The organism is Sulfuritalea hydrogenivorans sk43H (assembly GCF_000828635.1).
Classification (GTDB): domain Bacteria; phylum Pseudomonadota; class Gammaproteobacteria; order Burkholderiales; family Rhodocyclaceae; genus Sulfuritalea; species Sulfuritalea hydrogenivorans.
In genome coordinates this window covers 1178661-1200393 of record NZ_AP012547.1, presented here as the reverse complement: position 1 = coordinate 1200393, position 21733 = coordinate 1178661, and the positions used below count along the sequence as shown (strand labels likewise).

Genomic DNA, 21733 nt, shown 5'->3' with positions numbered 1-21733 from the left:
ACCGAGCATGCTCCAGTACATTGCCAAACGCCTGCTGCTGATGATCCCGACCCTGTTCGGCGTCCTGCTGCTCACCTTCACGGTGATCCAGTTCGTTCCCGGCGGCCCGGTGGACCAGATGGTGCAGTTCCTCAAAGGCCCTGCCGGCGGCGAGGAAGTAGCGGCCTCGACGGCCAACGTCTATCGCGGCAATCGGGGCGTCGACGCCGAAAAGCTGGCCGAGATCAAGGCCCTCTACGGCTTCGACAAGCCGGCTCACGAGCGCTTCATCGACATGCTCGGCCGCTTCGCCCGCTTCGACCTCGGCACCAGCTACTTCCAGCATCAGGACGTATGGACGCTGATCAAGTCAAAACTGCCGGTCTCCATCAGCCTTGGCCTGTGGACCTTCTTCCTCACCTACCTCGTTTCGATACCGCTCGGCGTCGCCAAGGCCGTGCGCCATGGATCGGCCTTCGACCTCGCCACCAGCACCCTGGTCCTCGTCGGCTACGCGATCCCCGGCTTCGTCCTCGGCGTCGCCCTGCTGGTGCTCTTCGGCGGTGGCAGCTTCCTTCAACTCTTCCCGCTGCGCGGCCTGACCTCCGACAACTGGGAGCAACTTTCCCTGCTGGGCAAGCTCACCGATTACCTCTGGCACATCACCTTGCCCATCCTGGCCTCGGTGGTCGGCGGCTTTGCCGTGACGACGATGCTGACCAAGAACACCTTTCTCGAGGAAATCCGCAAGCAGTACGTGCTGACGGCCCGCGCCAAGGGATGCTCCGAACGCCGCGTACTCTACAAACACATCTTCCGCAACGCCATGATCCCGCTGGTGACCGGCTTCCCCGCCGCCTTCATCGGCGCCTTCTTCACCGGCAGCCTGCTGATCGAAACCCTGTTTTCCCTCGATGGCCTCGGCCTGCTTTCCTACGAATCGGTAATCAAGCGCGACTACCCCGTCGTCATGGGCACGCTGTATCTGTTCACCCTGATCGGCCTGGTCACCAAGCTGATCACCGACCTTTGCTACGTGCTGGTCGATCCGCGCATGCAGTTCGGGAGTTCGTCGTCGTGAGCGTCGACATGAACCCGGCGGTGGAAGCCCGCGCGCTCTCCCGCTCCCTCTCCCCCTCGCGGCGTGCCTGGCTGCGCTTCAAAGCGGATCGTCGCGGCTACTGGAGCCTGTGGATACTGGCCGTGCTCTTCGGCCTCAGCCTGTTCGCCGAAATCCTCTCCAACGACAAACCCATCATCGTCCGCTACGAGGGCCAGACCTATTTCCCCCTGTTCAAGACCTACCCGGAAGCCACCTTCGGCGGCGACTTCGTCACGCCCACCGACTACCTGGACCCCTTCATCGCCGAGCGCATCACCGCCGGCGACAACTGGGCCATCTACCCGCCCAACCGCTACCGTTTCGACAGCCTCAACTACTTCGCCCCCAGCCCCAATCCGGCGGCACCGTCCGGCGAAAACCTGCTCGGCACCGACGACCGGGGCCGCGACATCCTCGCCCGCCTGATCTACGGCTTCCGCATCTCCGTGCTCTTCGGTCTGGCGCTGACCGCGATCGGCATGGCGCTGGGCGTCCTCACCGGCGCGCTGCAAGGCTACCTCGGCGGCAAGGTGGACCTCTGGGGCCAGCGTCTGATCGAGATATGGGGCTCGATGCCCGAGCTCTACCTGCTGATCATCTTCGCCTCCCTGTTCGAACCGGGCATCCTCGTCATCCTCGTCCTGCTCTCCCTCTTCGGCTGGATGGGGCTGTCGGACTACGTACGCGCCGAATTCCTGCGCAACCGCAATCTCGAATACGCCCTCGCCGCCCGCGCCATGGGCCTTTCCAACAGCCAGATCATGTGGCGCCACCTGCTGCCCAACAGCCTGACGCCGGTGATCGCCTTCCTGCCCTTCCGCATGAGCGGCGCCATCCTCGCCCTCACCAGCCTCGACTTCCTCGGCCTCGGCGTGCCGCCGACCACGCCCAGCCTCGGCGAACTGCTGTCGCAGGGCAAGAACAACCTCGATGCCTGGTGGATTTCGCTCACCACCTTCGGCGTCCTCGTCGGCACCCTGATGCTGCTGATCTTCATCGGCGAGGGCCTGCGCGCCGCCCTCGACACACGCAAGGGTTGAACATGAGCACCACGCCCCTGCTCTCCATCCGCGCACTCTCCGTCGCCTTCGATGAATCGACGGTGGTGGACGAAGTTTCCCTCGACATCGCCGCCGGCGAGAAATTCGCCCTGGTCGGCGAGTCGGGTTCGGGCAAGACCGTCACCGCCCTCTCGGTGCTGCGCCTGAACCAGGGTGCGGCATACCGCGGCGAAATCCTCTGGGAGGGCCGCGACAACCTGCTGGCCTGGAAGGAATCGCAAATGCTGGGCCTGCGCGGGCGCGAAGCGGCGATGATCTTCCAGGAACCGATGACGGCCCTGAACCCGCTCTACACCGTGGGCAACCAGATTGTCGAGACCCTGGAGCTGCACGAAGCCCTGAGCCGCCGGGAGGCCAACCGGCGGGCCATCGAACTGCTGGCCCGCACCGGCCTGCCGGAACCGGAACGACGCTTCGCCGCCTTCCCCCATCAGCTTTCCGGTGGCCAGCGGCAGCGGGCGATGATCGCCATGGCGCTGGCCTGCCGGCCCAAGCTGCTGATCGCCGACGAGCCGACCACGGCGCTCGACGTCACCGTGCAGGCACAAATCCTCGCCCTGCTCGCCGAATTGCAGGCCGAGTTCGGCATGGCCGTGCTGCTGATCACGCACGACCTCAATCTGGTGCGCCGCTTCGCCGACCGGGTCGGCGTCATGCAGGCCGGCAGGCTGGTGGAAACCGCCGCCACCGCCGAGCTCTTCGCCGCGCCGCGCCACGCGTACACGCAGCAGCTGCTCGCCGCCCGGCCCCAGCGCATCGCGCCGCCGGCGCCGCCAACCGAGGCCCCGGTGCTGCTCAAGGGCGAAGACATCGCCTGCCGCTATCCGGTCAAGCGCGGCTGGTTCGGCCGCGACTGGTTCCATGCCGTGGAAAAGTCGGCGCTGACGCTACGGCGCGGCGAGACCCTCGGCATCGTCGGCGAATCGGGCTCCGGCAAGACCACCCTGGGCCTCGCCCTGCTGCGCCTGAACGCGGGCACCGGCCGCATCGAGCTCGGCGGCGAACGCATCGACACACTCGACGGCAAGGCCCTGCGCGCCCGGCGCCGGCGCATGCAGGTGGTGTTCCAGGACCCCTACTCCTCGCTCTCGCCGCGCTACACCATCGAACAGATCATCGGCGAAGGCCTGGCCCTGCACTGGCCGCAGCTCGACGCCGCGGCCCGCCGCGAACGCATCGTCGCCACCCTGCACGACGTCGGTCTCGACGAGTCCATGCTGGGCCGCTATCCCCACGAATTCTCCGGCGGCCAGCGGCAGCGCATCGCCATCGCCCGCGCCGTGATCCTCGAACCGGAACTGATCGTGCTGGATGAACCCACCAGCGCGCTGGACGCCTCGGTGCAGCAGCAGGTGCTGCGCCTGCTGGTGGATCTCCAGTTGCGCCACGGCCTTAGCTATCTCTTCATCAGCCACGACCTGGCGGTGATCCGCGCCCTGGCCCACCGGGTCATGGTCATGCAGGCGGGACGCATCGTCGAAAGTGGCGACACGGAAACCGTGCTCACCGCGCCGACCCAGGCCTATACCCGCGAACTCCTCGCCGCCGCGCGGCTCGACTGAGCGATCCTGTCTGTTGCCCGTCCCTTCCGGGAGGGCGGAGGCGGGTGTCAGCGCAAGTGGGAAATGTCGCGGCCCAGCAGCATGACCCAAAAGTCGTGGCGCATCGCGGGCGAAAAATCGTGACGGCTGACAAACTCCGTCGCCGCCCCCGGTCCGCGCCATTCGAGGCCCCAGATCGGCGCGATCGCCGTCGGCAGCATGGCATAGCGCGCGTCGCCGACAAAGCCCGGCCGGATGCGATCCGGCACGATGAAGCCGTCGGAAAACACCCGGAAGCGCTCGATGTCGCGCAGCCGTTTCGCATCGCCCGCGGCGATCTTCCGCGCCGCCGCCGCATCGAGCAGCGCCGCAGAATTGCCGGGATAGTGGCGCGTCCAGAAGCCCAGGTGAAACGCATCGGCATGCACCCGCCCCTCATGCACATACAGCGAGCGCCACAGCACCAGGTTGGCCATCGACGGCTTGGCCGAAAGCTTCGTCGCCTGGTGACCGCGCGACGTCGCCAGCGCAACCGCCGCCGTTTCCGCGCGCTGCTGCTGCATGAAGCCGATACCGAAATAGGCCAGCCCGAGCAGCAGGCCCCAGCGCACGGCCTTCGAGTCCGGCCGGCGCAGGAAGAGGAACAGCGGCACCGCCAGGAGCAGCGTGAACACCGGATCGACCACGGCAATCAGGTTCCAGGCTTCCCTGCGCTCCGAGAACGGCAGCCAGAGGTGCGTGCCGTAGCTGGTGCAGGCATCCAGCAGCGGATGCGGCAGGTAGCCGGCAAGGCTGCACAGGTAGAGCGTGGCGAAGCTCATGCGCCGCCGCAGCAGGGGCCACAGCAAGGCCGCGGCCAGCAGCGCGCCGAAGGGCACGAAGGCCAGGGCGTGGGTGAAGTGGCGGTGATAGTCGAGCACCAGCAGCGCGTCGCCGCCGCTCTGGATCAGCGCATCGGCATCGGGCAGCAAACCCGCCGCGGCGCCGATCGCGGCTGCCCGTCGCCGTACCGCCAGCGCCGACTCCTCGCCTGTGTTCCGCAGCGAGGCCACGCCCGCCGCCAGCGCCGCGCCCATCACGGCGTGAGTAACAATATCCATACGCGAATGGTAGTGCCTATTTCGTTTCGGCAGGCGGCTTCCTGGCGAAGCGCCCCAACAAGCCCTTCGCCTTCTGCCTTGCAATGAATGCCTCGTTCTGCGGCCAGGCGCCGGTGGTCCAGCGGGTCTTCAGCGCGCCGACAACCGCGCTGCCGATGCCGATGACCGCCAGCAGCAGGATGAAGGGGGAAATGCTGGCCACGATCAGCCATTCGGCGGCCTTGAGCAGCCGCGCCAGGCGGGGTGGCCCGCCCAGCGCCTTCTGCGCCATCGACACGATCAGGTAGCAGAGAAAGGCATCGGTGATCAGCGCGCCCAGGCCAAAGGGAATGCGGCAACCCAGTCCCGAGAAATCAGTTTCGGTCCACATCAAGGGCAGCGAAATGCTGCCGGAACAGACGCGCTCGCCAGCGCCGAAGGCGATCCAGTTGCCGATCATCGCCAGGCCGGCCAGGGACAGCAGGCCGAACAGATTGGCCGCCATGGACGAGCGCGGCCCGGCCATCACACCCAGGCCGGCGCTGGCAAACACCCCGCCGGCGACAAAGCCCAGCCACGGCGGACCGTTGATGTCCTCCTGGCTCAGCGGCCCGATGTCGAAGGCCGCCAGCATCGGGAAAATTCCCGATGCGACGAATATCAGCCCGACCACAAGGGCGGCGCGCGGCGTGAGCTTTTGCGACTGATCCATGATGGCGCAATTATGCGCCGCTGCCGGCCGGGGCCGGATGCGCCACGACGCGCATCGATGGCATTCTCCCCGCGGCAGCCCTACAATTGCCCATTGACGAGTCCTGCAATTTTCCGAAACCGATGGAACACCAGCGCGCCATTCTCTTCGCAGACATTGCCGGCAGCACCGGGCTTTACGAGCAAAGCGGCGATACCGTGGCGCTGCAGGCCGTGGTCAACTGCCTCGACTGCCTGAAGGCGGTGACCGTCGCCCACGGCGGGCAGGTGATCAAGACCATCGGCGACGAGCTGATGGCGGCCTTCGACTCCGCAACCCAGGCCATCCTGGCGGCCAACGCGATGCAATCCACCTTCGAGAAGACCGTCGGCGGCAAGGCCGGCATCCGGCTCAGGATAGGCTTCCACCTGGGGTCGGTGATCGAAACCGATGGCGACTACTTCGGCGACACGGTGAACCTCGCGTCGCGCCTCACGACACTGGCCTCGCCCGACCAGATCCTGACCTCGCGCGAAACCTACGAAGCGCTGCCTTCCTACCTGCAAGCCACCTGCCGCAAGCTTTACTCGACGGCCGTCAAGGGGCGCAAGGGCAAGGTCACCATCATCGAAGCCCTGTGGCAGCAGGACCAGGGGCAGACCACGATCCTGCCGGACCACTTCACCGTCGACGAGGCGCCCTCCAGGGACGCCAGAATCTCCTACCAGGGCAAGGTGTGGAAGGTCGATGAACGGCATCCCGAGGCGACCATCGGCCGCGATGCGAAAAGCACGGTGGTGGTCACCGCGGCGACGGCCTCGCGCCACCACGCGAGCGTCATGCTGCGCCAGGAAAAGATCATCATTGCCGACCAGTCCAGCAACGGCACCTTCGTCCGGCTGCAGAACGGCCAGGAACTGCTGCTGCGTCGCGAAGAGCTGGTGCTCGCCGGGCGAGTGCGGGTGGGACTGGGCGCCGCCGTGGATGCCAGCGGCGACCAGCAGGTGCTGATCGAAGTCGAGCGTTAGCGCAGTGCTGCCGATGGCTTTCTGACCAGTCGGCGCGCTGCGCGCGTCCGTTGCCGGGGACTTCGAACACGGTGCTTCACGTTAAAATCGCGGCTTTCCGGAATCCATCGGATCGCCGAACCAAGAGGGAAGAACCTTGAAACAATCGATACGTTTGATCATCCTGCTGAGCCTCGCGGCTGCACTGCCGGCCAGCGCCGAAGACCTTGAAGCCGGCCTGGCCGCCGTCAGGCAGCTCGGCACCCTGAACGGACAGGCGCTGGCCTGTGCCGAAAAGGATGCCGCCGCCCATGCCAAGGTACTGATGCTGGCCCATGCGCCCAAGACGCAGCGCTTCGGCACGGCGTATGAGGAAGCGACGCAGGAGGGCTACCTGACCCAGACCCGGTCCGCCGTCGCCTGCCCCGATGCAAGGAGCCTCGCCGGCAGGATCGACGAGGTCGCGCAGCGACTCAGGACGGCATTGCCCGCAGCCCAACCCGTGGCGAAGTAAGCGAAAGTGCGAAACCGCTTGCGCGTCCCGGCGCGCTCCGCCCTGTGCCTGGCGCTGTGCTGTGTCCTTCCCGCCTTCGGCCAGACCGCCCCGGCGCTGCCGACGCATTCCGAGGAGCCGGCTGCCGCGATCGTCGACCTGGCGCCGCGCTACCTGCTCAAAGACCCGCGCGGCCGGGTGGTCACGCATGAGAGCTTTCGCGGCCGCTTCCAGCTCGTCACCTTCGGCTTCACCTCCTGCCCGGACGTCTGCCCGACCACGCTGCTCGGCTTCAGGAATATTCTGGAGGCGCTGGGCGACCAGGCGGAGCGCCTGCAGCCGCTGTTCATCACGGTCGACCCGGAGCGCGACACGGCGGCCCTGCTGCAGGAATACACGGCCGCCTTCCACCCGGCGATTGTCGGCTTGCGGGGTACGCCGGAACTACTGCAGCGGGCGGCGGAAAGCTTCCGCGTGCGCTACGAAAAAGTACGGGAACCCGGCGCTCCGGCGGACATCTACACCATGGACCACTCGACCGGAATGTACCTGCTGGACGGCGACGGCCGCTTCGTCACCAAGTTCTCCATGACCGCACCGGCCCGGGAAATCGCCGCGCGCATCCGCGGCATGATGGATGCGGATCAGTCGCGGCCAGGCACCGTCAGGCGCGGCAACGCGCCCTTGCGCTGAGCGGCCTGCCCACGGCGATTGCGATTACTGCACGATTATTGCAAATAGGTAATTTCCATCTTCGAATCGAGCCCGGTCACCATGTCGAGGATGTCGTCGGTGAACTTCTCGTCTTCGTCGCTCCAGGTGGCATCGGGCGCCTCGGATGCGGTCACCAGCGGCGTGATGTCGAAGTCGACAAAGCGGTCGCCGACCTTGAGCACGTAGATTCCGGCAGGATGCTCGACCAGTTCCCAATCGTCCGGGATTTCGAGCTCCGCATGCAGTTCAAGTGACAGCTTCTTCATATCGTTCTCCGCCTTCGGGTGTCCAGACGCGCATCCTAATGCATCCGGCCGCGACGGGGTAGGATGGTGCATCCCGTAAAAAGCTTGCCACCGCCATGACTCGCCCGCCAATCGCAAACGTCGCAAGCAAGCTCCCCCTGCTGCTGGACAACGACACCGTGCGCCGGCACCTCTCGCTCGATGCCCTGCTGCCGGCCATCGAACAGGCGCTGATCGACCTTTCGGCCGGCCGCGTGGTCCAGCCCATGCGCACCGTGATGGAGCTGCCCGCTCCCGGCAGCCTGCTCTTCGTCAAGCCGGCGCTTGCCGCCGGGGCGCTGGCCACCAAGCTGATCACCCAGGTGCCGGACAACGCCGCGCGCGGACTGCCGACCATGATCGCGACGCTGCTGCTGCTCGACCCGCAAACCGGCAACCCGCTGGCGGTGATGGACGCCACCTGGCTGACCGAACTGCGCACCGCCGCCGTCTCGGCGGTGGCAACCCGGGCGCTGTGCGACCAGCGGCCCAAGCACCTCGCGATCCTCGGTTCCGGCGCGCTGGCCCGCAGCCATGCGCTGGCGCTGCGCAAGGTGGTTCCGATCCGCGCCATCCGCGTCTGGAGCCCGACCCGCGCCAACGCCGAGCGCTGCGCGGCGGACATCGACGGCATCGCCTGCGCCGATGCGGAGGCCGCCGTGCGCAATGCCGATATCATCGTCACCGTCACCAACGCCAGCACGCCGGTGCTGATGGGCCGCTGGCTCAAGCCCGGTGCGCTGGTGCACGCGGTGGGCGCACCGCGCCCCGGCTGGCGCGAACTGGACGACGAGGCCATGGGCAACTACGTCATTGCCGACCACCGTGCCGCCGCCGAAACAGAATCGGGCGACGTGATTCTCTCCGGCGCCAGGGTGCGTTGCGAAATCGGCGAGGTGCTGGCGGGCAAGGTCGCGGTGCCGCCGGAAACCACGGTCATCTTCAAGGCGCTCGGCCAGGCCGTCGAGGATGCCGTCGCCGCGCAACTGGTGTATGAATCCGTCACCGGACGGAATGGTTAGCGCGCTTAATGCATCCGCCGTGACTGCTGCCAGGCGATCACCGCCTGATTGGCGTGGGCGAACATCGGCTCGGAGATTTCGCGCGGCAGGTTTTGACGCAGGGCGGTGAACAGCGCCGCGTTGGTTTCGCGCGCCAGCTCCGTGCTGGCCGCGGCCTCGGCGAGGCAGCGCAACTGGATGCTGGCCAGGGCATCCGCCACCAGCCGCCAGCCCAGTGTCGGCATGTGCGTCGTCAGCGCCGCCAGCATGCCGCCCAGCGCGGCGAGTATCGCCAGTGCCTCGCCGCGTTCCTCGCAGGCGACCATGGCGTGCCACAGGGCCATGTGGATGTTGCGCCGCAGTTCCATCTTGAAATCGACGGCGTCGCTCTCGATCTTTTCGATCGCGGCGAACTGCTGCTGGAAACGCGCATCCGCCGCCGCATCGAGGTCGTTGCGCAGGGCGCCGAGCAAGGCGCTGACGGCGGGAATCGCCGTCAGCCCGAAAGCCTGGCACCAGGCCAGCCCCCACTGGTCGATGCCGCTCACCAGCAAGGCCTGGCGCAGGGCGCGGGAATCTTCATCGCTTGCGGCGCGCGCCCAGTTGCGCGACAGCCGTTCGATCTCCTCCACGGCAGCCTGCAAGGCGGCTTCGTCGCCTTCCAGCGTCAGGCGGAAGATGCGGGTGAAGGCATCCTGCGCCATGCGCGCGGCGAGGCGTTGCACTTCGGGCGTGGCAAGGCTTGCGAGCCCGTCAGCGGGAAGCGAAAAGGCTTCGATGCTGCCGTCGTTCATAATGGAATCCTGTCACTCGAAACCGTCATTATGCAGATCTGGGTCGATGCCGACGCCTGCCCCGGCGTCATCAAGGAAATCCTCTACCGCGCCGCCACCCGGCATTCGCTGTCGGTGACCCTGGTCGCCAACCAGTGGCTGCGCGTGCCGCCCTCGCCCTTCATTCGCGCCGTGCAGGTGCCGCAAGGCTTCGACGTCGCCGACAGCCACATCGTCGAACAGGCAACGGCGGGCGACCTGGTGATCACCGCAGACATCCCGCTGGCCGCGCTGGTGATCGAGAAGCGCGCCTTCGCCCTGAACCCGCGCGGCGAGCTCTACAGCGTGGAGAACATCCGCCAGGTGCTGGACATGCGCAACTTCATGGACAGCCTGCGCAGCAGCGGCGTGGAAACCGGCGGGCCGCCGGCATTCAGCCATGCCGACCGGCAGAGCTTCGCCAACCAGCTCGATCGCTTCATCGCCAGCCGCCGCAAGCCGGGCTGACGAACGGCCGAAAAACGCCGTGTCGCCGTCCGCAGCGGCGAGGAGAGCGTACTTTGCTCGACCGCCCTGCTGCCCAGGGGTCTCATCAGCGCCGACTCCGCGATCGCGGCCCTACTGAACAGCCGGCAACGTCAGCACTGCGCGCAAGCCGCCCAGCGGCGAATCGGCCAGTTCCACCCGGCCGCCATAGAGCCGCGCAAGATCGTCGACGATGGCCAGGCCGAGGCCTGATCCGGGCACCTGCTGGTCGGCGCGGACGCCCCGGCGCATCACCCGGTCGCGCTGTTCGGGCGCAAGCCCGGCACCGTCATCATCGATCGTTATGGTCAAGGTGGCGCCGCTGGCCTGGGCACTTAGTTCGACCCTCCGCACCGCCCACTTGCAGGCGTTGTCGAGCAGGTTGCCGAGCATTTCCTGCAGGTCCTGCGCTTCGCCGCGAAAACTCAAGGCCTCCGGAAACGGCAGAACGGCGAGCTCGATCCGTCGTTCGGCATGGATGCGCCGCATGGTCCGGACCAGTCCTTCGACGACCGGCAGCAGCGCGGTCCTTGCACCCGGGACGCGCGTGGAAGCCGCCGCCTGGGCGCGGGCGAGGTGGTAATCGACCTGCGTGCGCGCGACACCGATCTGGTCGGCAACCAGGCGGGCCAGCTCGGAGCCCTGGTGTTCCCTGCCATCAGCGGCATTGGCGAGCACGCTCAGCGGCGTCTTCAGCGCGTGGGCCAGGTTGCCGGCATGCGTGCGCGCGCGCTCGACGACTTCCGCGTTCTGCGCCAGCACGCTGTTGAATTCCTCGATCAGCGGCGTGATTTCGGCGGGAAAATCCCCCTCCAGCCGTTGCGTCTCGCCGCTGCGCACTTTTCCGAGCGCGCTGCGCAAGGCGCGCAGGGGCGCCAGGCCGACGAACACCTGCACCAGCGCCGCGATCACCAGGCCGGCGCCGAGCACGCCGAGCGCCGCCCAGAGCACGCCGCTAAAGCGGCGCACCGGCTCCGACATCAGGCTTTCATCGGCCGCGGCAATCAGGCGGAATGTTCGCGGCTTGCCGTCCGCGGTTTCGTCGATGCGCACGCTGCGTTCGACCATGCCGAGCATCCTGCCCTCCGGGCCGACCACCCAGTGTTCGTGGATTTCGCCGTCGGCGGGCGTGTCCGGCGGCACCGCCAGCACGTGATCCCAAAGCGAGCGCGAGCGCAGCAACCCCGCAGCGGCGGCTCCCCTGGCCGCGACATCGCCCACGCCATCGACCTGCCAGTAATAGCCCGAGTAGGGACGGCTCAGGCGCGGATCGCTCAGGGGCAGGGTCAGTTGCGGGCGACCCTGCTCGTCGAGCGCGAGCTGGGCGGTCAGCTGGTCGAGATGCGTGCGCAGTTCGGCATGGAACTGCGCGGCCACATGCTGGCGGAACAGGCCGCCCAGGCCCCAGCCGGCCACCAGAATCGAGGCCGCGATCCAGAACAGCGTGCCTGCAAGCAGGCGCAGGCGCAGCGAGCCGCGCAGCAGGGATGGAATCATTTTGGCGTGGCGAGGCGGTAGCCGAGGCCGCGCACGGTTTCGATCAGGCCGGGCGGCAGCTTCTTGCGCAGCCGGGCGATGAAGACCTCGACCGTGTTCGAGTCGCGGTCGAAATCCTGGGCGTAGATGTGTTCGACGAGGTCGGCGCGCGAAATCACTTCGTCGCGATGGTGCATCAGGTAGGCCAGCACGCGGTACTCGTGGCTGGTCAGGGTCAGCGCCTGGCCGTCCACCGTGGCGCGGCTGTTGCGCAGATCGATCGTCAGCGGCCCGCACGCCAGTTCGGAACTGGCATGGCCGCCGGCGCGACGAATCAGCGCCCGCAACCGGGCCAGCAGCTCTTCCATGTGGAACGGCTTGGTTAGGTAGTCGTCAGCGCCGGCATCGATGCCCGCGACCTTCTCGTGCCAGCCGTCGCGCGCGGTGAGGATCAGCACGGGCATCGTGCGTCCGGCGGCGCGCCATTTCCTGAGTACCGTGACGCCATCCATCTGCGGCAGCCCCAGATCGAGGATCACCGCATCGTAAGGCTCGGTATCGCCCTGAAAGTGGCCATCCACGCCGTTGCCGGCGACATCCACCGCGTAGCCCGCCTCGCGGGCGCTTTGGGCGAGCTGCGATTGGAGGGTCGGTTCGTCTTCGACGATCAGGATGCGCATCAGCGTCCGTCTCCGCCGGGTGAATCTTTTTGCTGGGTGCCCTGGTCATGATGCCGGCCCTTGTCCTTGCGCCCGAGGATCGTACCGTCGCGTGCATCGACCTTGAGCTTGACGAGGGTGCCGCCAGAGCGCAGCACCTTGACTTCATAGACCCAGCGCTCGCGCTTGTTGTCGTGTTCGCGCTCCAGTTCGACATCGATCACCTGCCCCGGATATTCGCGCTCGACCCGGTCGAGGATGGCGCGCAGCGGCAGCACTTCGCCCGCCTCCAGCGCCTGGCGCGCGCGGTCGTGGCCATCCCCGGCGACACTCGCGCCGCTGCCGCAGGCAAGCAGAACCGCGCACAGCGACAGGCATGGCGTGTGCCAACGACGGGAGGAGAGGAGATTCGAGATCACGGCATTCCGGCTTTCTGGTTTCTGCAAGTTCTGTTTATAGCTTCGAAAAGCTTAACGCCGGATGAATGGGCGATTCACTTTCGGTTCAGTTCGTCCCGCGCATAGTACGCCCCACAGCACCCCCACCGAGGAGAACACCATGCAACTGAAATCAACCGCCGCCCTGCTCGCCGCATCCCTGACCCTGATGTTTTCCGGCGCCGGCATCGCCGGCCCGCGCGAGGACCAGCTGGCCCAGTATGCCAAGGCCGTCAAAGCCGCCAACCCGGCATTTTCCGGGTTTTCCGCCGAGCGCGGCAAGACGCTCCATACGCAAAACTTCAGCGGCGGAAAGCCCGACACGCCGGCCTGCACCACCTGTCACGGCAAGGATACCCGCGCCGGCGGCCGCACCCCGGCCGGCAAGGCCATCGACCCGATGGCCGTATCCACCGCGCCGTCGCGCTACACCGACGCGGCGAAGGTCGAAAAATGGTTCAAGCGCAATTGCAACGAAGTGCTCGGTCGCGAATGCAGCGCGCAGGAAAAAGGCGACTGGCTGACGTTCATGTCCGGCCAGTGACATCCCGCACAGGAAAGGAATCCGCAATGAACATCCCCTACCGTCCGCTGGCCCTCGGCCTGCTGGTTCTCGGCTTCTCGGCGATCGTGCTCGGCCGCGCGCAGGCCGGCGGCCGCCATTACTTCGCGCCGGTGAACAACCCCGTGGTCAAGGAAGAGTGCGGCAGTTGCCACCTGGCCTTTGCGCCGTCGATGCTGCCGGCCGGTTCGTGGCAACGCATGATGGCCAACCTGAAGGACCACTTCGGCGACGACGCAACGGTCGATCCGAAAACCGCTGCGATCATCACCGACTACCTGGTCGCCAACGCGGCCGACAGGGGCGGCCTGCGCTACAGCGACAAGCTGCTGCGCGGGGTATCCGGCTCGAATGCGCCGCTGCGCATCACCGAATTGCCCAAATGGATCCGCGAGCACCGCAAGGTGCCCGACTGGGAGTGGAAGCACAAGGATGTCCGCACCCGGGCCAACTGCACGGCCTGCCATGCGGATGCCGCACTCGGCTACTACGACGAGTGATCGCGGAGCGTCCCGGCCCAGCGTGATGAACACCGAATGAAGTTATTTTCCGCAGATGACACAGATTTTCACAGATTAAAGCGCGGTAGTTCGCCGAATTGTAGGCAATTGCCCGCCAACCCGATGGGTGACAAGCCGGGCGCACTAATCTTGTTGAGTCATCTGCGCGAATCTGCGAAATCTGCGGATCAACTGCATTTCAAGGATGAACAAAGGCTTCAGGGAAGGCTCAGCAAGGGCCGCGCAACATCGATTCACGATTTCCAATTCAACGACTATCCGGAGGTATCCAAAATGAAACCATCGACAACGATTTCCTCATTCGCCCTGATCGGCGCGCTGGTGGCGGGCGGCAGCCTGCTGGCCCCGTCGTTTGCCGGCGAAGGACGCACCGCGTCGGCAGGCGAGAAGCAATGGCTGACCATCCCGCAGGTCCATGAAAAACTGGAGGCGGCCGGCTACCGCAACATCGAGAAGATCGAACGCGAGCGCGGCGGCTACGAGGTCCGCGCCATCGACCGCAACGGCGAGCGGGTCAAGCTCTACGTCAATCCGCAGACCGGTGAACTGCTCGACCAGCGCTCCGGCAGGCGGGCCAGTGACGGCAGCGACAAGCAACGGCGTTATGCCGCCGATTGCAACGAGCGCCGTTGCCGCGACGATCTGCCGCCAAAAGCCGCGAGTCCCGCGCCTGCGACCAAGTGATGTGCTTCGGCATCGTGCGGACTGCCTGGCAAGCCTTCCGGATTTCCTGAACGAATCTCCATGAAAACTCTACTCGCAACACTGGTGGCCCTGGTTGGCATCGCCTGGGGCTGGGATGCGATGAATGCCATCCATCCCGCCGGCGCGCATCCCCTGTGGATCGCGCGCCAGGAAGCGCTCTACCTGAGCGGACTGCTGTCGATCGCCATGATGTCGCTGGCAATGTTTCTCGCCACGCGCCCGGTCTGGCTCGAAACCCCACTCGGGGGCATGGATCGCGTCTATCGCACGCACAAGTGGGCCGGCATTCTTGCCGTCTCCTTCGCGGCGACGCACTGGCTGATCGAGATGGCGAGCGACATCCTGAAATCGACGATCGGCCGCGAAGGCCGTTTGCCGAAGGAAAAGTTCTCCGGCTTCCTCGAAATCCTGCGCGACCTGGCCGAGGAGATGGGGGAATGGGCGATCTACGCGGTACTGGCGATGCTGCTCATCACGCTCTGGAAAAAGTTTCCCTACCGCACCTGGCGCTTGCTGCATCGTGCGATGCCGGTGCTCTACCTGATGCTGGCATTCCACGCCGCGCTGCTCGCGCCGCGGGACTACTGGGCACAACCGGCCGGCGCGCTGCTGGCGCTGCTGCTGGCGGCCGGCACCCACGGCGCGCTGCGCTCGCTGCTGGGCGGCATCGGCCGTGCCCGCGAGGCGACGGGCAACATCGTCGCCATCGAGCATCCATCGGATGACATCACCACCGTGCGCTGCCACCTGGCACGAGGCTGGCGCGCCCATTCTCCGGGCCAGTTCGCCTTCGTCACCTTCGAGGAGCGGGAGGGCGCGCATCCCTTCACCATCGCCAGCGCCGACCGGGGCGACGGCACCATCAGCTTCCAGATCAAGGCGCTGGGCGACTACACCAGTGGCCTGGCGGGACGCCTGCAAGTCGGGCAGGCGGTGCGCGTCGAAGGCCCCTACGGCCGCTTCGACATTGCCCGCTGCGACACGAAGGCCCGACAGATATGGATCGCCGGCGGCATTGGCGTCACGCCCTTCCTGGCCTGGCTGGAATCGCTGCAGGCCAGGCCGGAACAAGCGCCCGCTGCGGACCTGCACTACTGCACCCGCGATCGGACGACGGATGCCTTTGTTCCGCGCCTGGAAACCTTGTGTGTCGCGCTTCCGGGCGTCCGCCTGCATGTCCACGACGCACGCCAGGGCGCGACCCTGAAAGCGGCAGCGCTCGACGGCGCGAAGCATGCGGAGATCTGGTTCTGCGGCCCGCGCGGCCTGGCCGAGTCGCTGCGCCACGGCCTGCGTGCCATGGGCTGGCATCCGCGCTTCCACCAGGAAGCCTTCGAGATGCGCTAGCTGTGCGCCGTTGCCTGTTCGCCGTGCCGCCAGCGCCGACTGTCGATGCCGACGCGGCGGGAATACTGCCGGAGCTATAATCCGCGCCTGATCTTCCCCCCTCGTTACCAAGAGAACCCAACGCCGTGAATGTGCAGGAAATATTGGCGCAGCTTGCCGCCGGAGCGCACAAGGGCGACGTGATCTTCCCCACCACGGCGGAAATGGCGCTCAAGGTGCAGCGCGTACTGGACGACCTCGACTGTTCGGTGGAACAGCTTGCCCGCCTGGTGCAAGCCGATCCGCTGCTGGCGGCACGGGTGGTCGCGGTCGCCAACTCGGTGGTCTATAACCGCTCCGGCCGGAACATCGCGGATATCAAGAGCGCCGTGTCGCGGCTCGGTTTCAAGACCCTGCGCGTCCTCGCCGCATCCGTTGTGGTGAGGCAGATGGAAGGCATGGCGAAGACGCCGCAGCATCGCGAGCTGGCGATCCGGCTTTGGGAGCGCACCGCCCACGTCGCCGCGCTGTCGAACGTCATCGCGCGGCGAGTGACGCACCAGGACCCGGATACGGCCTTCTTTGCCGGCATCGTTCATGAGGTGGGCGGCTTCTACCTGATCGCCCGCGCCGGAGATTTCCCCGGACTACTGGAAGGCGGCGACGGCAGCCTGATCGCGTGGGCCGAGGGCGGTGCGGCTGAAGTGGGCCGCGCGGTACTGCAACGACTGGGCGTGCCCACGGCCGTCATGGAAGCCATGGAAGGCTTGTGGGACGGCTACATGGCGATTCCGCCAAAATCGCTGAGCGACACCTTGCTGCTGGCCAGCCAGTTGGCCCCCGTCGAATCGCCGCTCGCCCAGCTCGCCGGCAATGCGCGCGAAGGAACCAGAATCGATCTCGACGTATCGCTCGACCAGGAGATGCTGAGCAGCATCCTGAAGGAGTCGGCGGAAGACGTCGCCTCCCTGATCGGCGCCCTGCGCAGCTGATCCTGCCGCGCGATTTTTGTTCCGGGGCATTGCGTGGCCATCCACCATTTCCAGTTGCAGGGCGAGTTCATCGAACTGAACGTGCTGCTCAAGCTGCTGGCGCTGGCGCCTTCCGGCGGCGCCGCCAAGGCGCTGATCGCGGAGGGCGCCGTCAGCGTCGATGGCGAAGTCGAGACCCGCACCCGGCGCAAGCTGCGCCGCGGCAACAGCGTGCGCGTGGCGGATGAGGAAATCCGCATCGACGCCGCCGACGCCGCGCCCTGATTTTTACGAACTGACACGCACATGACCATACAGTGGTTCCCCGGCCACATGACCTCGGCCCGCAAGAAGGCGGCCGAGACCATGGCGCTGACCGACGTGGTGATCGAGGTCTGCGACGCGCGCCTGCCCGAGGCCAGCAGCAACCCGATGATCCGCGAGCTGCGCCTGCACCGCCAGCGCCCCTGCCTCAAGCTCTTGAACAAGGCCGACCTCGCCGACCCGGCGGTGACGCAGGCCTGGCTCGACCATTACAACGCCCAGCCCGGCGTCAAGGCGGTGGCGATTTCGAGCAAGAAGCCGGGCGAGGCCGCGCGCGTGCCCAACTTGTGCAAGGGCCTGGCGCCGCATCGCAACGACGGCATCAAGCCGCTGCGCATGCTGATCATGGGCATCCCCAACGTCGGCAAGTCGACGCTGATGAACGCGCTGCTCAAGCGCCGCGTCGCCGCCGTCGGCGACGAACCGGCGGTGACCAAATCGCAGATGTGCATCGACCTCGGCCCGACCATGAGCATCACCGATACGCCGGGCCTGATGTGGCCGAAGATCATCCACGACAGCGACGGCTACATGCTGGCCGCGAGCCACGCCATCGGCCGCAATGCCGTGATCGATTCGGAAGTCGCGATTTTCCTGGCCGGCCTGCTGCTGCAACGCTACCCCGCCATGCTCGCCGAGCGCTACGGCATTGCCGTCGAAGGCATGGACGGCGTCGGCGTGGTCGAGGCCGTGGCGAAGAAGCGCGGCTGCATCGTCAAGGGCCGCCGTGGCGGCGAACTCGACCTGGAAAAGGCCGGCATGATCCTGCTCACCGATTACCGCGCCGGCAAGCTCGGCCGCGTCAGCCTGGAAACTCCGGAAAGCCGCGCCGCGATGCTTGCGGCGGCGGACGTCGCCACCAAGGCACCCGCAACGGAATAAGCGCGCCGAGAAAAGTCGGCGCTGGCGACACGGCGAGACAACGCGAACTCCGTACTCGTATCAGTGCCCGGCGTGGAGGCTGCAATCGGCCAGCAAGAGACATTCACGTTGCCACATTGGAGTCCTGGCGAGCGACAGCTACCCAACCATGAACGGTCGCTCATAGGGACAACCTTTCACTTTCCCCCATCCCCCACGAGTGAGAACGGAGCCCAGAACATCGGGTGGGCGTAGGTATAGCCCTTGCTGCCGAGTGTGTCGCTCGGAACAGCCTTGTCCATCAGATTGAGCATCGTCGCACGCAAGGCTTCGGCGCGTGTCGCGGTTGGGTTGGCACTCTGATGCTCGAACAGCTTGGTCGTCAGTAGCCGCGCCGAAACCGTTTCCACCGGCCAGTTCGACACCAGCAAGGTGCGCGCCCCGGCAAAGAAGAAAGCCTTGCCCAGCCCCGACACCGCCTCGCTGCCGGCACCCTCGCCCGCCGCCGTGTTGCAGGCCGACAGCACCACCCAGTCGGCATTGAGCTTGAGGCCCAGCACTTCCTCCATGGTCAGCAGGCCGTCCTCGCTGGCGTTGCCGGTGACTTCGGGCGCGCTCAAGGCCAGCGCCGGCTGCGTCAGGCCGTTGAGGTCGCCCGGCACCAGACCGTGGGTGGCGAACATCACAATGCGGCGGTTGTCTAGTTGGCCCGACTTGACGTTCTTCTCGCTGGCGACACGTCCCAGAAAAACGTCGTTGGCGGCATCGGCTTTCAACACGTGGGCGATGCTGATGATCTCCTCGGCCGTGTCGGGCAATCGTGCCAATTGCGCCAGCCCGGCGGAATTGGCCACCGCCACCGTCGGCATGGCCACGAGTGCATCCGCCACGGTCGCCATCGGTGCGGCGACTACCGAGCCAATGCCAAGATTGCGCAAGCGGCGACGCGTGGTCGTGCCGTCGTTGGCGGCCAGCGCCATTTTCGTGCTGAACAGCGGATCGCCAAAGCCGATGAACTCGGTGCGTCCCGGTTTGGGGGCGGGCATGCGGCGCAGGGCGAGCAGGGTGCTGACCGAAGGCAGTTGCGTGACGGCGGCGCGGCGGATCAGCCAGGGGGCCTGACGATACTCCGCGAACAGGCTGGCTGTCGGCGTAGTGACCGCTGGCGCCGTCGTCAGCAGCGCAAAAGGCAGTTGTCCCAAGGCCTTGTGCGGCACCACGATCAAATTCTTCGCCTCGCGCCAACCGGTCTCCACCGGCTGCAAGAGCTTGCGGTACAGCTCATGCGATTGCGCCAGATCGAAACGCGGCATGTCTTCGAAAGCGACTTCGCCGACATCCAGTGCCTTGCGCAAATGAGCGACTTGCCGGGCGGCGTCGGCATCGGTCAGGGTTACCTCGGCAAAGGCTGCACGGCCCGTCTTGGGCACGGCCCAGACGTAGCTGCGCTCGGCGCCGACATAGATCGAGATCAGTGCTTCGTCGGCGGCCAAAGCGGCCTGCGCCTGGGAAATGGTGGTGGGCTTGGGCGCGATCAGATCGGCGTAGTCGGGAAAGCGCTGGGCCAGTTCGAGCTTGAGCTTGTCGCGCTCGACGCGCAGAGTTTCGATGTCGCGGCGGAGCTCGGCGATGATCTTCGGTAATTGCTGTTCGGGCGGCGCCGAGAGCAGGCGATTGAGCAGATCGGAGAGCGTACCGAAGCGCTGCTGGGCATCCTGTTCACGGCGCGCAAGATCGGCCAGCGCCGGGTCGCTGGGCGTGGCACGGGCGGCGCTTTCGGCGAGCGCCCGTTGCACGGCGCTGCCGCGCGCGACATCGGCAATACGGAAGGCTTCGGCGGCGGCATCGATGCCGGCAGTTTTGAGCAGCGGCGAGTCGTGCAGGCCGGCCAGCAGTTTCATGTAGCTTTCAAGTATCCAGACAAGACGTATCTGGCGTGCGACCCCACCGCCTTGTTCGCTACCGCCGTTGCGGCGGGCGTCGTCAAGTAGAACGGCGACCGCACCATGAAATTCAGACAGCGCTTTTTCGGGCTGGCCGTCGGCGGCCAAAGCCATGGCATAGAAGCCACGCGATTCTGCGGTGAAGTATTCGGTTTGGGGAAGACCGTCTGATAGGCGCTTACGATAGATGCTTTCCAGCATGGCGAGCGCTTTCTTAGAGTCGCCGGCTCGCAGTAGGGCAATGCCCCAATTGGGGTCGTTACCATTTATGAGGGCGTATTGGGCAGGATCGATGGCAAGAGCCTTGTCACGTGCAGCGAATACGGTGAGTGCCTCCGACCAGCGCCCCTGAGCGACAAGCGCTTCGCCAAGAACGCCTCTAGCGCGGGCCAAATGGAACGCATACGGGACTGAGCCAGACTTTTCGAAACTCTCGACGGCGGATCGAGCCAGCAACTCAGCGTCCCGGAACCGTCCAGATTCCATAACGACAAGACCGAGTTCATAGATAAATGAACCCGTGTAGCTTGAGTAGCGCCCGTAGCCCTGCAGCATGCGCAACAGAGTATTTCGCGAGTGATACTCTGCCTCCGCTCCACGACCTTGGTTTTTCAAATTGCGAGCAAGCAACCTTTCTGACACAGACCACGACATCAGTGCAGTGCTCTGAGCTCGCGCATAGCGACTAGATACAATAGATTTTTTTGACTGAGCGTAGGCCAGTTCGTTTAACTCCATCGATTTACGATGACGTCGCTCGGCCTCACCAAGATTCCCTTGCAGATCCAAACCCATACCGTGGACGCGCTCGTGCATCGCTTGGTAGACCAAATTTGAACCAAGTTGCGAGTACCTCTGGTCAAGATCACGCAAAGCAATTCGAGTCCGCTCCTGATCGGAGAGCGCTGCAAGATTCTGGGCGATGAAGTACAAGCCAACGAAACCACTGCCTCTGGTGTCAATTGCCAATTCCTTAGCAACCGAAATTGAACGAATCCAGTTTCCTGCAGCGAACTCAGCCTCAGCCAAATCCATGAGAATTCGATTGCGGTCGCCAATGCCTTCATTTTCTGGCATGGCGTTAGGACGCACAGTTTCGAGCGCTTGGCCAAAATCAGCGATTTGTTGCTTCGCATTTCCCAAAATCTTGTTGGCGTGGCCGCGCCGATGAAAGAAGACGGCAAGTTCTTGACCACTCGTCGCAGAGGGCGGTTGTGCAGATGCTTGGGCGCGCAGTTTCTCCACTGCCGCTGGATCTGGCTTGTACTCATCCAGTACCGCAAGAATATCGGCCACGTTGCGGGGCGGAGCTGGCGGCGTTTGTGCCTGCCCCCTGAACGCGAGTAGGAGCGGTACAGCCGCAATAAGTAGATGAAAACGCATCAGATCCCCCTGAAATTTATGCCGTTTGTGACTTTTCGCCACTATAGCCGTCGCTCAATGGCTTGTCGATTGCGATTCCTATAACATGTTCAATAATATGTGCAATTGGCATAGCGCCAATAACATCCTAAGCTTTCCCTTCATGCGCACTTGGACCTGCAAGCTGTTTTGGGGGCTGAGAACAGCGTCGACCTCAATTTTTGGACAGAACACAATGATCAAGAAAGTCTTGCCAATCACTACGGTACTCGGTTGTTCAGGTGCCTTTGCCGAAGATAGTTCGCGCAACCTTTCAACCGCGCCGTTCGTTCTAAT

23 protein-coding genes are annotated in these 21733 nt (G+C 65.5%); 15 read left to right on the top strand and 8 right to left on the bottom strand.

The genetic code is table 11. The annotated features are described in order from the left end of the window. Positions 1 to 7 precede the first annotated feature (7 nt). From SUTH_RS05790 to SUTH_RS05780, 3 genes are read left to right on the top strand one after another with little or no spacing between them, the layout of a single operon-like run. The gene (locus SUTH_RS05790) at positions 8 to 1060 is read left to right on the top strand and encodes a microcin C ABC transporter permease YejB (protein WP_041097792.1); all 1053 of its coding nucleotides are present in this window, start codon (positions 8 to 10) and stop codon (positions 1058 to 1060) included. Further along, positions 1057 to 2121 (top strand): ABC transporter permease, encoded by a 1065-nt coding sequence (locus tag SUTH_RS05785; RefSeq protein ID WP_041097790.1) that lies wholly within the window; start codon positions 1057 to 1059, stop codon positions 2119 to 2121. Before SUTH_RS05790 ends, SUTH_RS05785 begins: the two co-directional genes overlap by 4 nt. A 2-nt stretch (positions 2122 to 2123) precedes the next feature. Continuing rightward, positions 2124 to 3704, top strand: a complete 1581-nt coding sequence (locus SUTH_RS05780) for an ABC transporter ATP-binding protein (protein ID WP_041097788.1) — start codon at positions 2124 to 2126, stop codon at positions 3702 to 3704. A gap of 47 nt (positions 3705 to 3751) precedes the next feature. Here SUTH_RS05780 and SUTH_RS05775 read toward each other — a convergent pair whose 3' ends face one another. Both SUTH_RS05775 and SUTH_RS05770 read right to left on the bottom strand, forming a co-directional pair. Next, positions 3752 to 4783, bottom strand: a complete 1032-nt coding sequence (locus SUTH_RS05775; RefSeq protein WP_084207271.1) for a metal-dependent hydrolase — start codon at positions 4781 to 4783, stop codon at positions 3752 to 3754. 16 nt (positions 4784 to 4799) lie between these two features. Then, positions 4800 to 5474 (bottom strand): hypothetical protein, encoded by a 675-nt coding sequence (locus tag SUTH_RS05770; protein WP_041097786.1) that lies wholly within the window; start codon positions 5472 to 5474, stop codon positions 4800 to 4802. A gap of 122 nt (positions 5475 to 5596) precedes the next feature. Here SUTH_RS05770 and SUTH_RS05765 point away from each other — a divergent pair, with 122 nt between their 5' ends. The 3 genes from SUTH_RS05765 (at position 5597) to SUTH_RS05755 (ending at position 7646) form a co-directional block, all read left to right on the top strand. After that, positions 5597 to 6481: an adenylate/guanylate cyclase domain-containing protein gene (locus SUTH_RS05765; RefSeq protein WP_052473297.1), complete on the top strand. Its 885-nt coding sequence runs from the start codon at positions 5597 to 5599 to the stop codon at positions 6479 to 6481. A gap of 136 nt (positions 6482 to 6617) precedes the next feature. Next, a complete protein-coding gene (locus tag SUTH_RS05760) occupies positions 6618 to 6974 on the top strand; it encodes a hypothetical protein (RefSeq protein WP_148312858.1) in 357 nt (118 codons plus the stop codon). Between the two features lie 6 nt (positions 6975 to 6980). Beyond that, the gene (locus SUTH_RS05755; RefSeq protein ID WP_041097782.1) at positions 6981 to 7646 is read left to right on the top strand and encodes an SCO family protein; all 666 of its coding nucleotides are present in this window, start codon (positions 6981 to 6983) and stop codon (positions 7644 to 7646) included. A 35-nt stretch (positions 7647 to 7681) separates the two neighbouring features. Here SUTH_RS05755 and SUTH_RS05750 read toward each other — a convergent pair whose 3' ends face one another. Further along, positions 7682 to 7933 carry a hypothetical protein gene (locus tag SUTH_RS05750; protein ID WP_041097780.1) on the bottom strand — a complete coding sequence of 84 codons (252 nt, stop codon included), beginning with the start codon at positions 7931 to 7933 and terminating at the stop codon, positions 7682 to 7684. 95 nt (positions 7934 to 8028) lie between these two features. On the opposite strand from SUTH_RS05750, the gene SUTH_RS05745 reads away from it, so the two are divergent. Further along, positions 8029 to 8973, top strand: a complete 945-nt coding sequence (locus SUTH_RS05745; protein ID WP_052473295.1) for an ornithine cyclodeaminase family protein — start codon at positions 8029 to 8031, stop codon at positions 8971 to 8973. 5 nt (positions 8974 to 8978) lie between these two features. Here SUTH_RS05745 and SUTH_RS05740 read toward each other — a convergent pair whose 3' ends face one another. Then, entirely contained in the window at positions 8979 to 9746 is a 768-nt protein-coding gene (locus SUTH_RS05740; protein ID WP_041097778.1) for a hypothetical protein, read from the bottom strand. Between the two features lie 30 nt (positions 9747 to 9776). Between SUTH_RS05740 and SUTH_RS05735 the strand changes: the two genes are divergently transcribed. Further along, positions 9777 to 10232 carry a YaiI/YqxD family protein gene (locus tag SUTH_RS05735; RefSeq protein WP_041097776.1) on the top strand — a complete coding sequence of 152 codons (456 nt, stop codon included), beginning with the start codon at positions 9777 to 9779 and terminating at the stop codon, positions 10230 to 10232. Between the two features lie 111 nt (positions 10233 to 10343). On the opposite strand, the gene SUTH_RS05730 is transcribed toward SUTH_RS05735, so the two are convergent. The 3 genes from SUTH_RS05730 to SUTH_RS05720 are packed head-to-tail and all read right to left on the bottom strand — an operon-like array spanning position 10344 to position 12804. Beyond that, positions 10344 to 11747: an ATP-binding protein gene (locus SUTH_RS05730; RefSeq protein WP_041097775.1), complete on the bottom strand. Its 1404-nt coding sequence runs from the start codon at positions 11745 to 11747 to the stop codon at positions 10344 to 10346. Further along, complete coding sequence (locus SUTH_RS05725) at positions 11744 to 12406, bottom strand: response regulator transcription factor (protein WP_041097773.1); 663 nt, start codon at positions 12404 to 12406, stop codon at positions 11744 to 11746. The genes SUTH_RS05730 and SUTH_RS05725 overlap by 4 nt, the downstream gene beginning before the upstream one ends. Continuing rightward, entirely contained in the window at positions 12406 to 12804 is a 399-nt protein-coding gene (locus tag SUTH_RS05720) for a PepSY domain-containing protein (protein ID WP_041097771.1), read from the bottom strand. The genes SUTH_RS05725 and SUTH_RS05720 overlap by 1 nt, the downstream gene beginning before the upstream one ends. Positions 12805 to 12943: 139 nt before the next feature. Between SUTH_RS05720 and SUTH_RS05715 the strand changes: the two genes are divergently transcribed. From SUTH_RS05715 to ylqF, 7 genes are all read left to right on the top strand, one after another. Beyond that, positions 12944 to 13366, top strand: a complete 423-nt coding sequence (locus tag SUTH_RS05715; protein ID WP_041101771.1) for a DUF1924 domain-containing protein — start codon at positions 12944 to 12946, stop codon at positions 13364 to 13366. Between the two features lie 26 nt (positions 13367 to 13392). Beyond that, entirely contained in the window at positions 13393 to 13884 is a 492-nt protein-coding gene (locus tag SUTH_RS05710) for a diheme cytochrome c (RefSeq protein ID WP_041097769.1), read from the top strand. Between the two features lie 36 nt (positions 13885 to 13920). Beyond that, on the top strand, positions 13921 to 14589 hold the full coding sequence (locus SUTH_RS19855) for a PepSY domain-containing protein (RefSeq protein ID WP_197539651.1): 669 nt from the start codon (positions 13921 to 13923) through the stop codon (positions 14587 to 14589). A 60-nt stretch (positions 14590 to 14649) separates the two neighbouring features. Further along, complete coding sequence (locus SUTH_RS05700; RefSeq protein ID WP_041097765.1) at positions 14650 to 15957, top strand: ferredoxin reductase family protein; 1308 nt, start codon at positions 14650 to 14652, stop codon at positions 15955 to 15957. Between the two features lie 125 nt (positions 15958 to 16082). Further along, positions 16083 to 16928: an HDOD domain-containing protein gene (locus SUTH_RS05695; protein WP_041097763.1), complete on the top strand. Its 846-nt coding sequence runs from the start codon at positions 16083 to 16085 to the stop codon at positions 16926 to 16928. 33 nt (positions 16929 to 16961) lie between these two features. Next, the gene (locus SUTH_RS05690) at positions 16962 to 17192 is read left to right on the top strand and encodes an RNA-binding S4 domain-containing protein (RefSeq protein WP_041097761.1); all 231 of its coding nucleotides are present in this window, start codon (positions 16962 to 16964) and stop codon (positions 17190 to 17192) included. Between the two features lie 21 nt (positions 17193 to 17213). After that, complete coding sequence (gene ylqF / locus SUTH_RS05685; RefSeq protein WP_041097758.1) at positions 17214 to 18113, top strand: ribosome biogenesis GTPase YlqF; 900 nt, start codon at positions 17214 to 17216, stop codon at positions 18111 to 18113. A 176-nt stretch (positions 18114 to 18289) separates the two neighbouring features. Here ylqF and SUTH_RS18950 read toward each other — a convergent pair whose 3' ends face one another. Next, positions 18290 to 21331 (bottom strand): CHAT domain-containing protein, encoded by a 3042-nt coding sequence (locus SUTH_RS18950; protein WP_171817321.1) that lies wholly within the window; start codon positions 21329 to 21331, stop codon positions 18290 to 18292. Positions 21332 to 21733: the final 402 nt, after the last annotated feature.

Bases quoted from the DNA above. Each gene is read 5' to 3' on its own strand.
- SUTH_RS05730 (WP_041097775.1), bottom strand. From the start codon at position 11,747: ATGATTCCATCCCTGCTGCGCGGCTCGCTGCGCCTGCGCCTGCTTGCA.
- SUTH_RS05700 (WP_041097765.1), top strand. From the start codon at position 14,650: ATGAAAACTCTACTCGCAACACTGGTGGCCCTGGTTGGCATCGCCTGG.
- SUTH_RS05735 (WP_041097776.1), top strand. From the start codon at position 9,777: ATGCAGATCTGGGTCGATGCCGACGCCTGCCCCGGCGTCATCAAGGAA.
- SUTH_RS05740 (WP_041097778.1), bottom strand. From the start codon at position 9,746: ATGAACGACGGCAGCATCGAAGCCTTTTCGCTTCCCGCTGACGGGCTC.
- SUTH_RS05790 (WP_041097792.1), top strand. From the start codon at position 8: ATGCTCCAGTACATTGCCAAACGCCTGCTGCTGATGATCCCGACCCTG.
- SUTH_RS05775 (WP_084207271.1), bottom strand. From the start codon at position 4,783: ATGGATATTGTTACTCACGCCGTGATGGGCGCGGCGCTGGCGGCGGGC.
- SUTH_RS05765 (WP_052473297.1), top strand. From the start codon at position 5,597: ATGGAACACCAGCGCGCCATTCTCTTCGCAGACATTGCCGGCAGCACC.
- SUTH_RS19855 (WP_197539651.1), top strand. From the start codon at position 13,921: ATGAAGTTATTTTCCGCAGATGACACAGATTTTCACAGATTAAAGCGC.
- SUTH_RS05725 (WP_041097773.1), bottom strand. From the start codon at position 12,406: ATGCGCATCCTGATCGTCGAAGACGAACCGACCCTCCAATCGCAGCTC.
- SUTH_RS05715 (WP_041101771.1), top strand. From the start codon at position 12,944: ATGCAACTGAAATCAACCGCCGCCCTGCTCGCCGCATCCCTGACCCTG.
- SUTH_RS05710 (WP_041097769.1), top strand. From the start codon at position 13,393: ATGAACATCCCCTACCGTCCGCTGGCCCTCGGCCTGCTGGTTCTCGGC.
- ylqF (WP_041097758.1), top strand. From the start codon at position 17,214: ATGACCATACAGTGGTTCCCCGGCCACATGACCTCGGCCCGCAAGAAG.
- SUTH_RS05745 (WP_052473295.1), top strand. From the start codon at position 8,029: ATGACTCGCCCGCCAATCGCAAACGTCGCAAGCAAGCTCCCCCTGCTG.
- SUTH_RS05750 (WP_041097780.1), bottom strand. From the start codon at position 7,933: ATGAAGAAGCTGTCACTTGAACTGCATGCGGAGCTCGAAATCCCGGAC.
- SUTH_RS05770 (WP_041097786.1), bottom strand. From the start codon at position 5,474: ATGGATCAGTCGCAAAAGCTCACGCCGCGCGCCGCCCTTGTGGTCGGG.
- SUTH_RS05780 (WP_041097788.1), top strand. From the start codon at position 2,124: ATGAGCACCACGCCCCTGCTCTCCATCCGCGCACTCTCCGTCGCCTTC.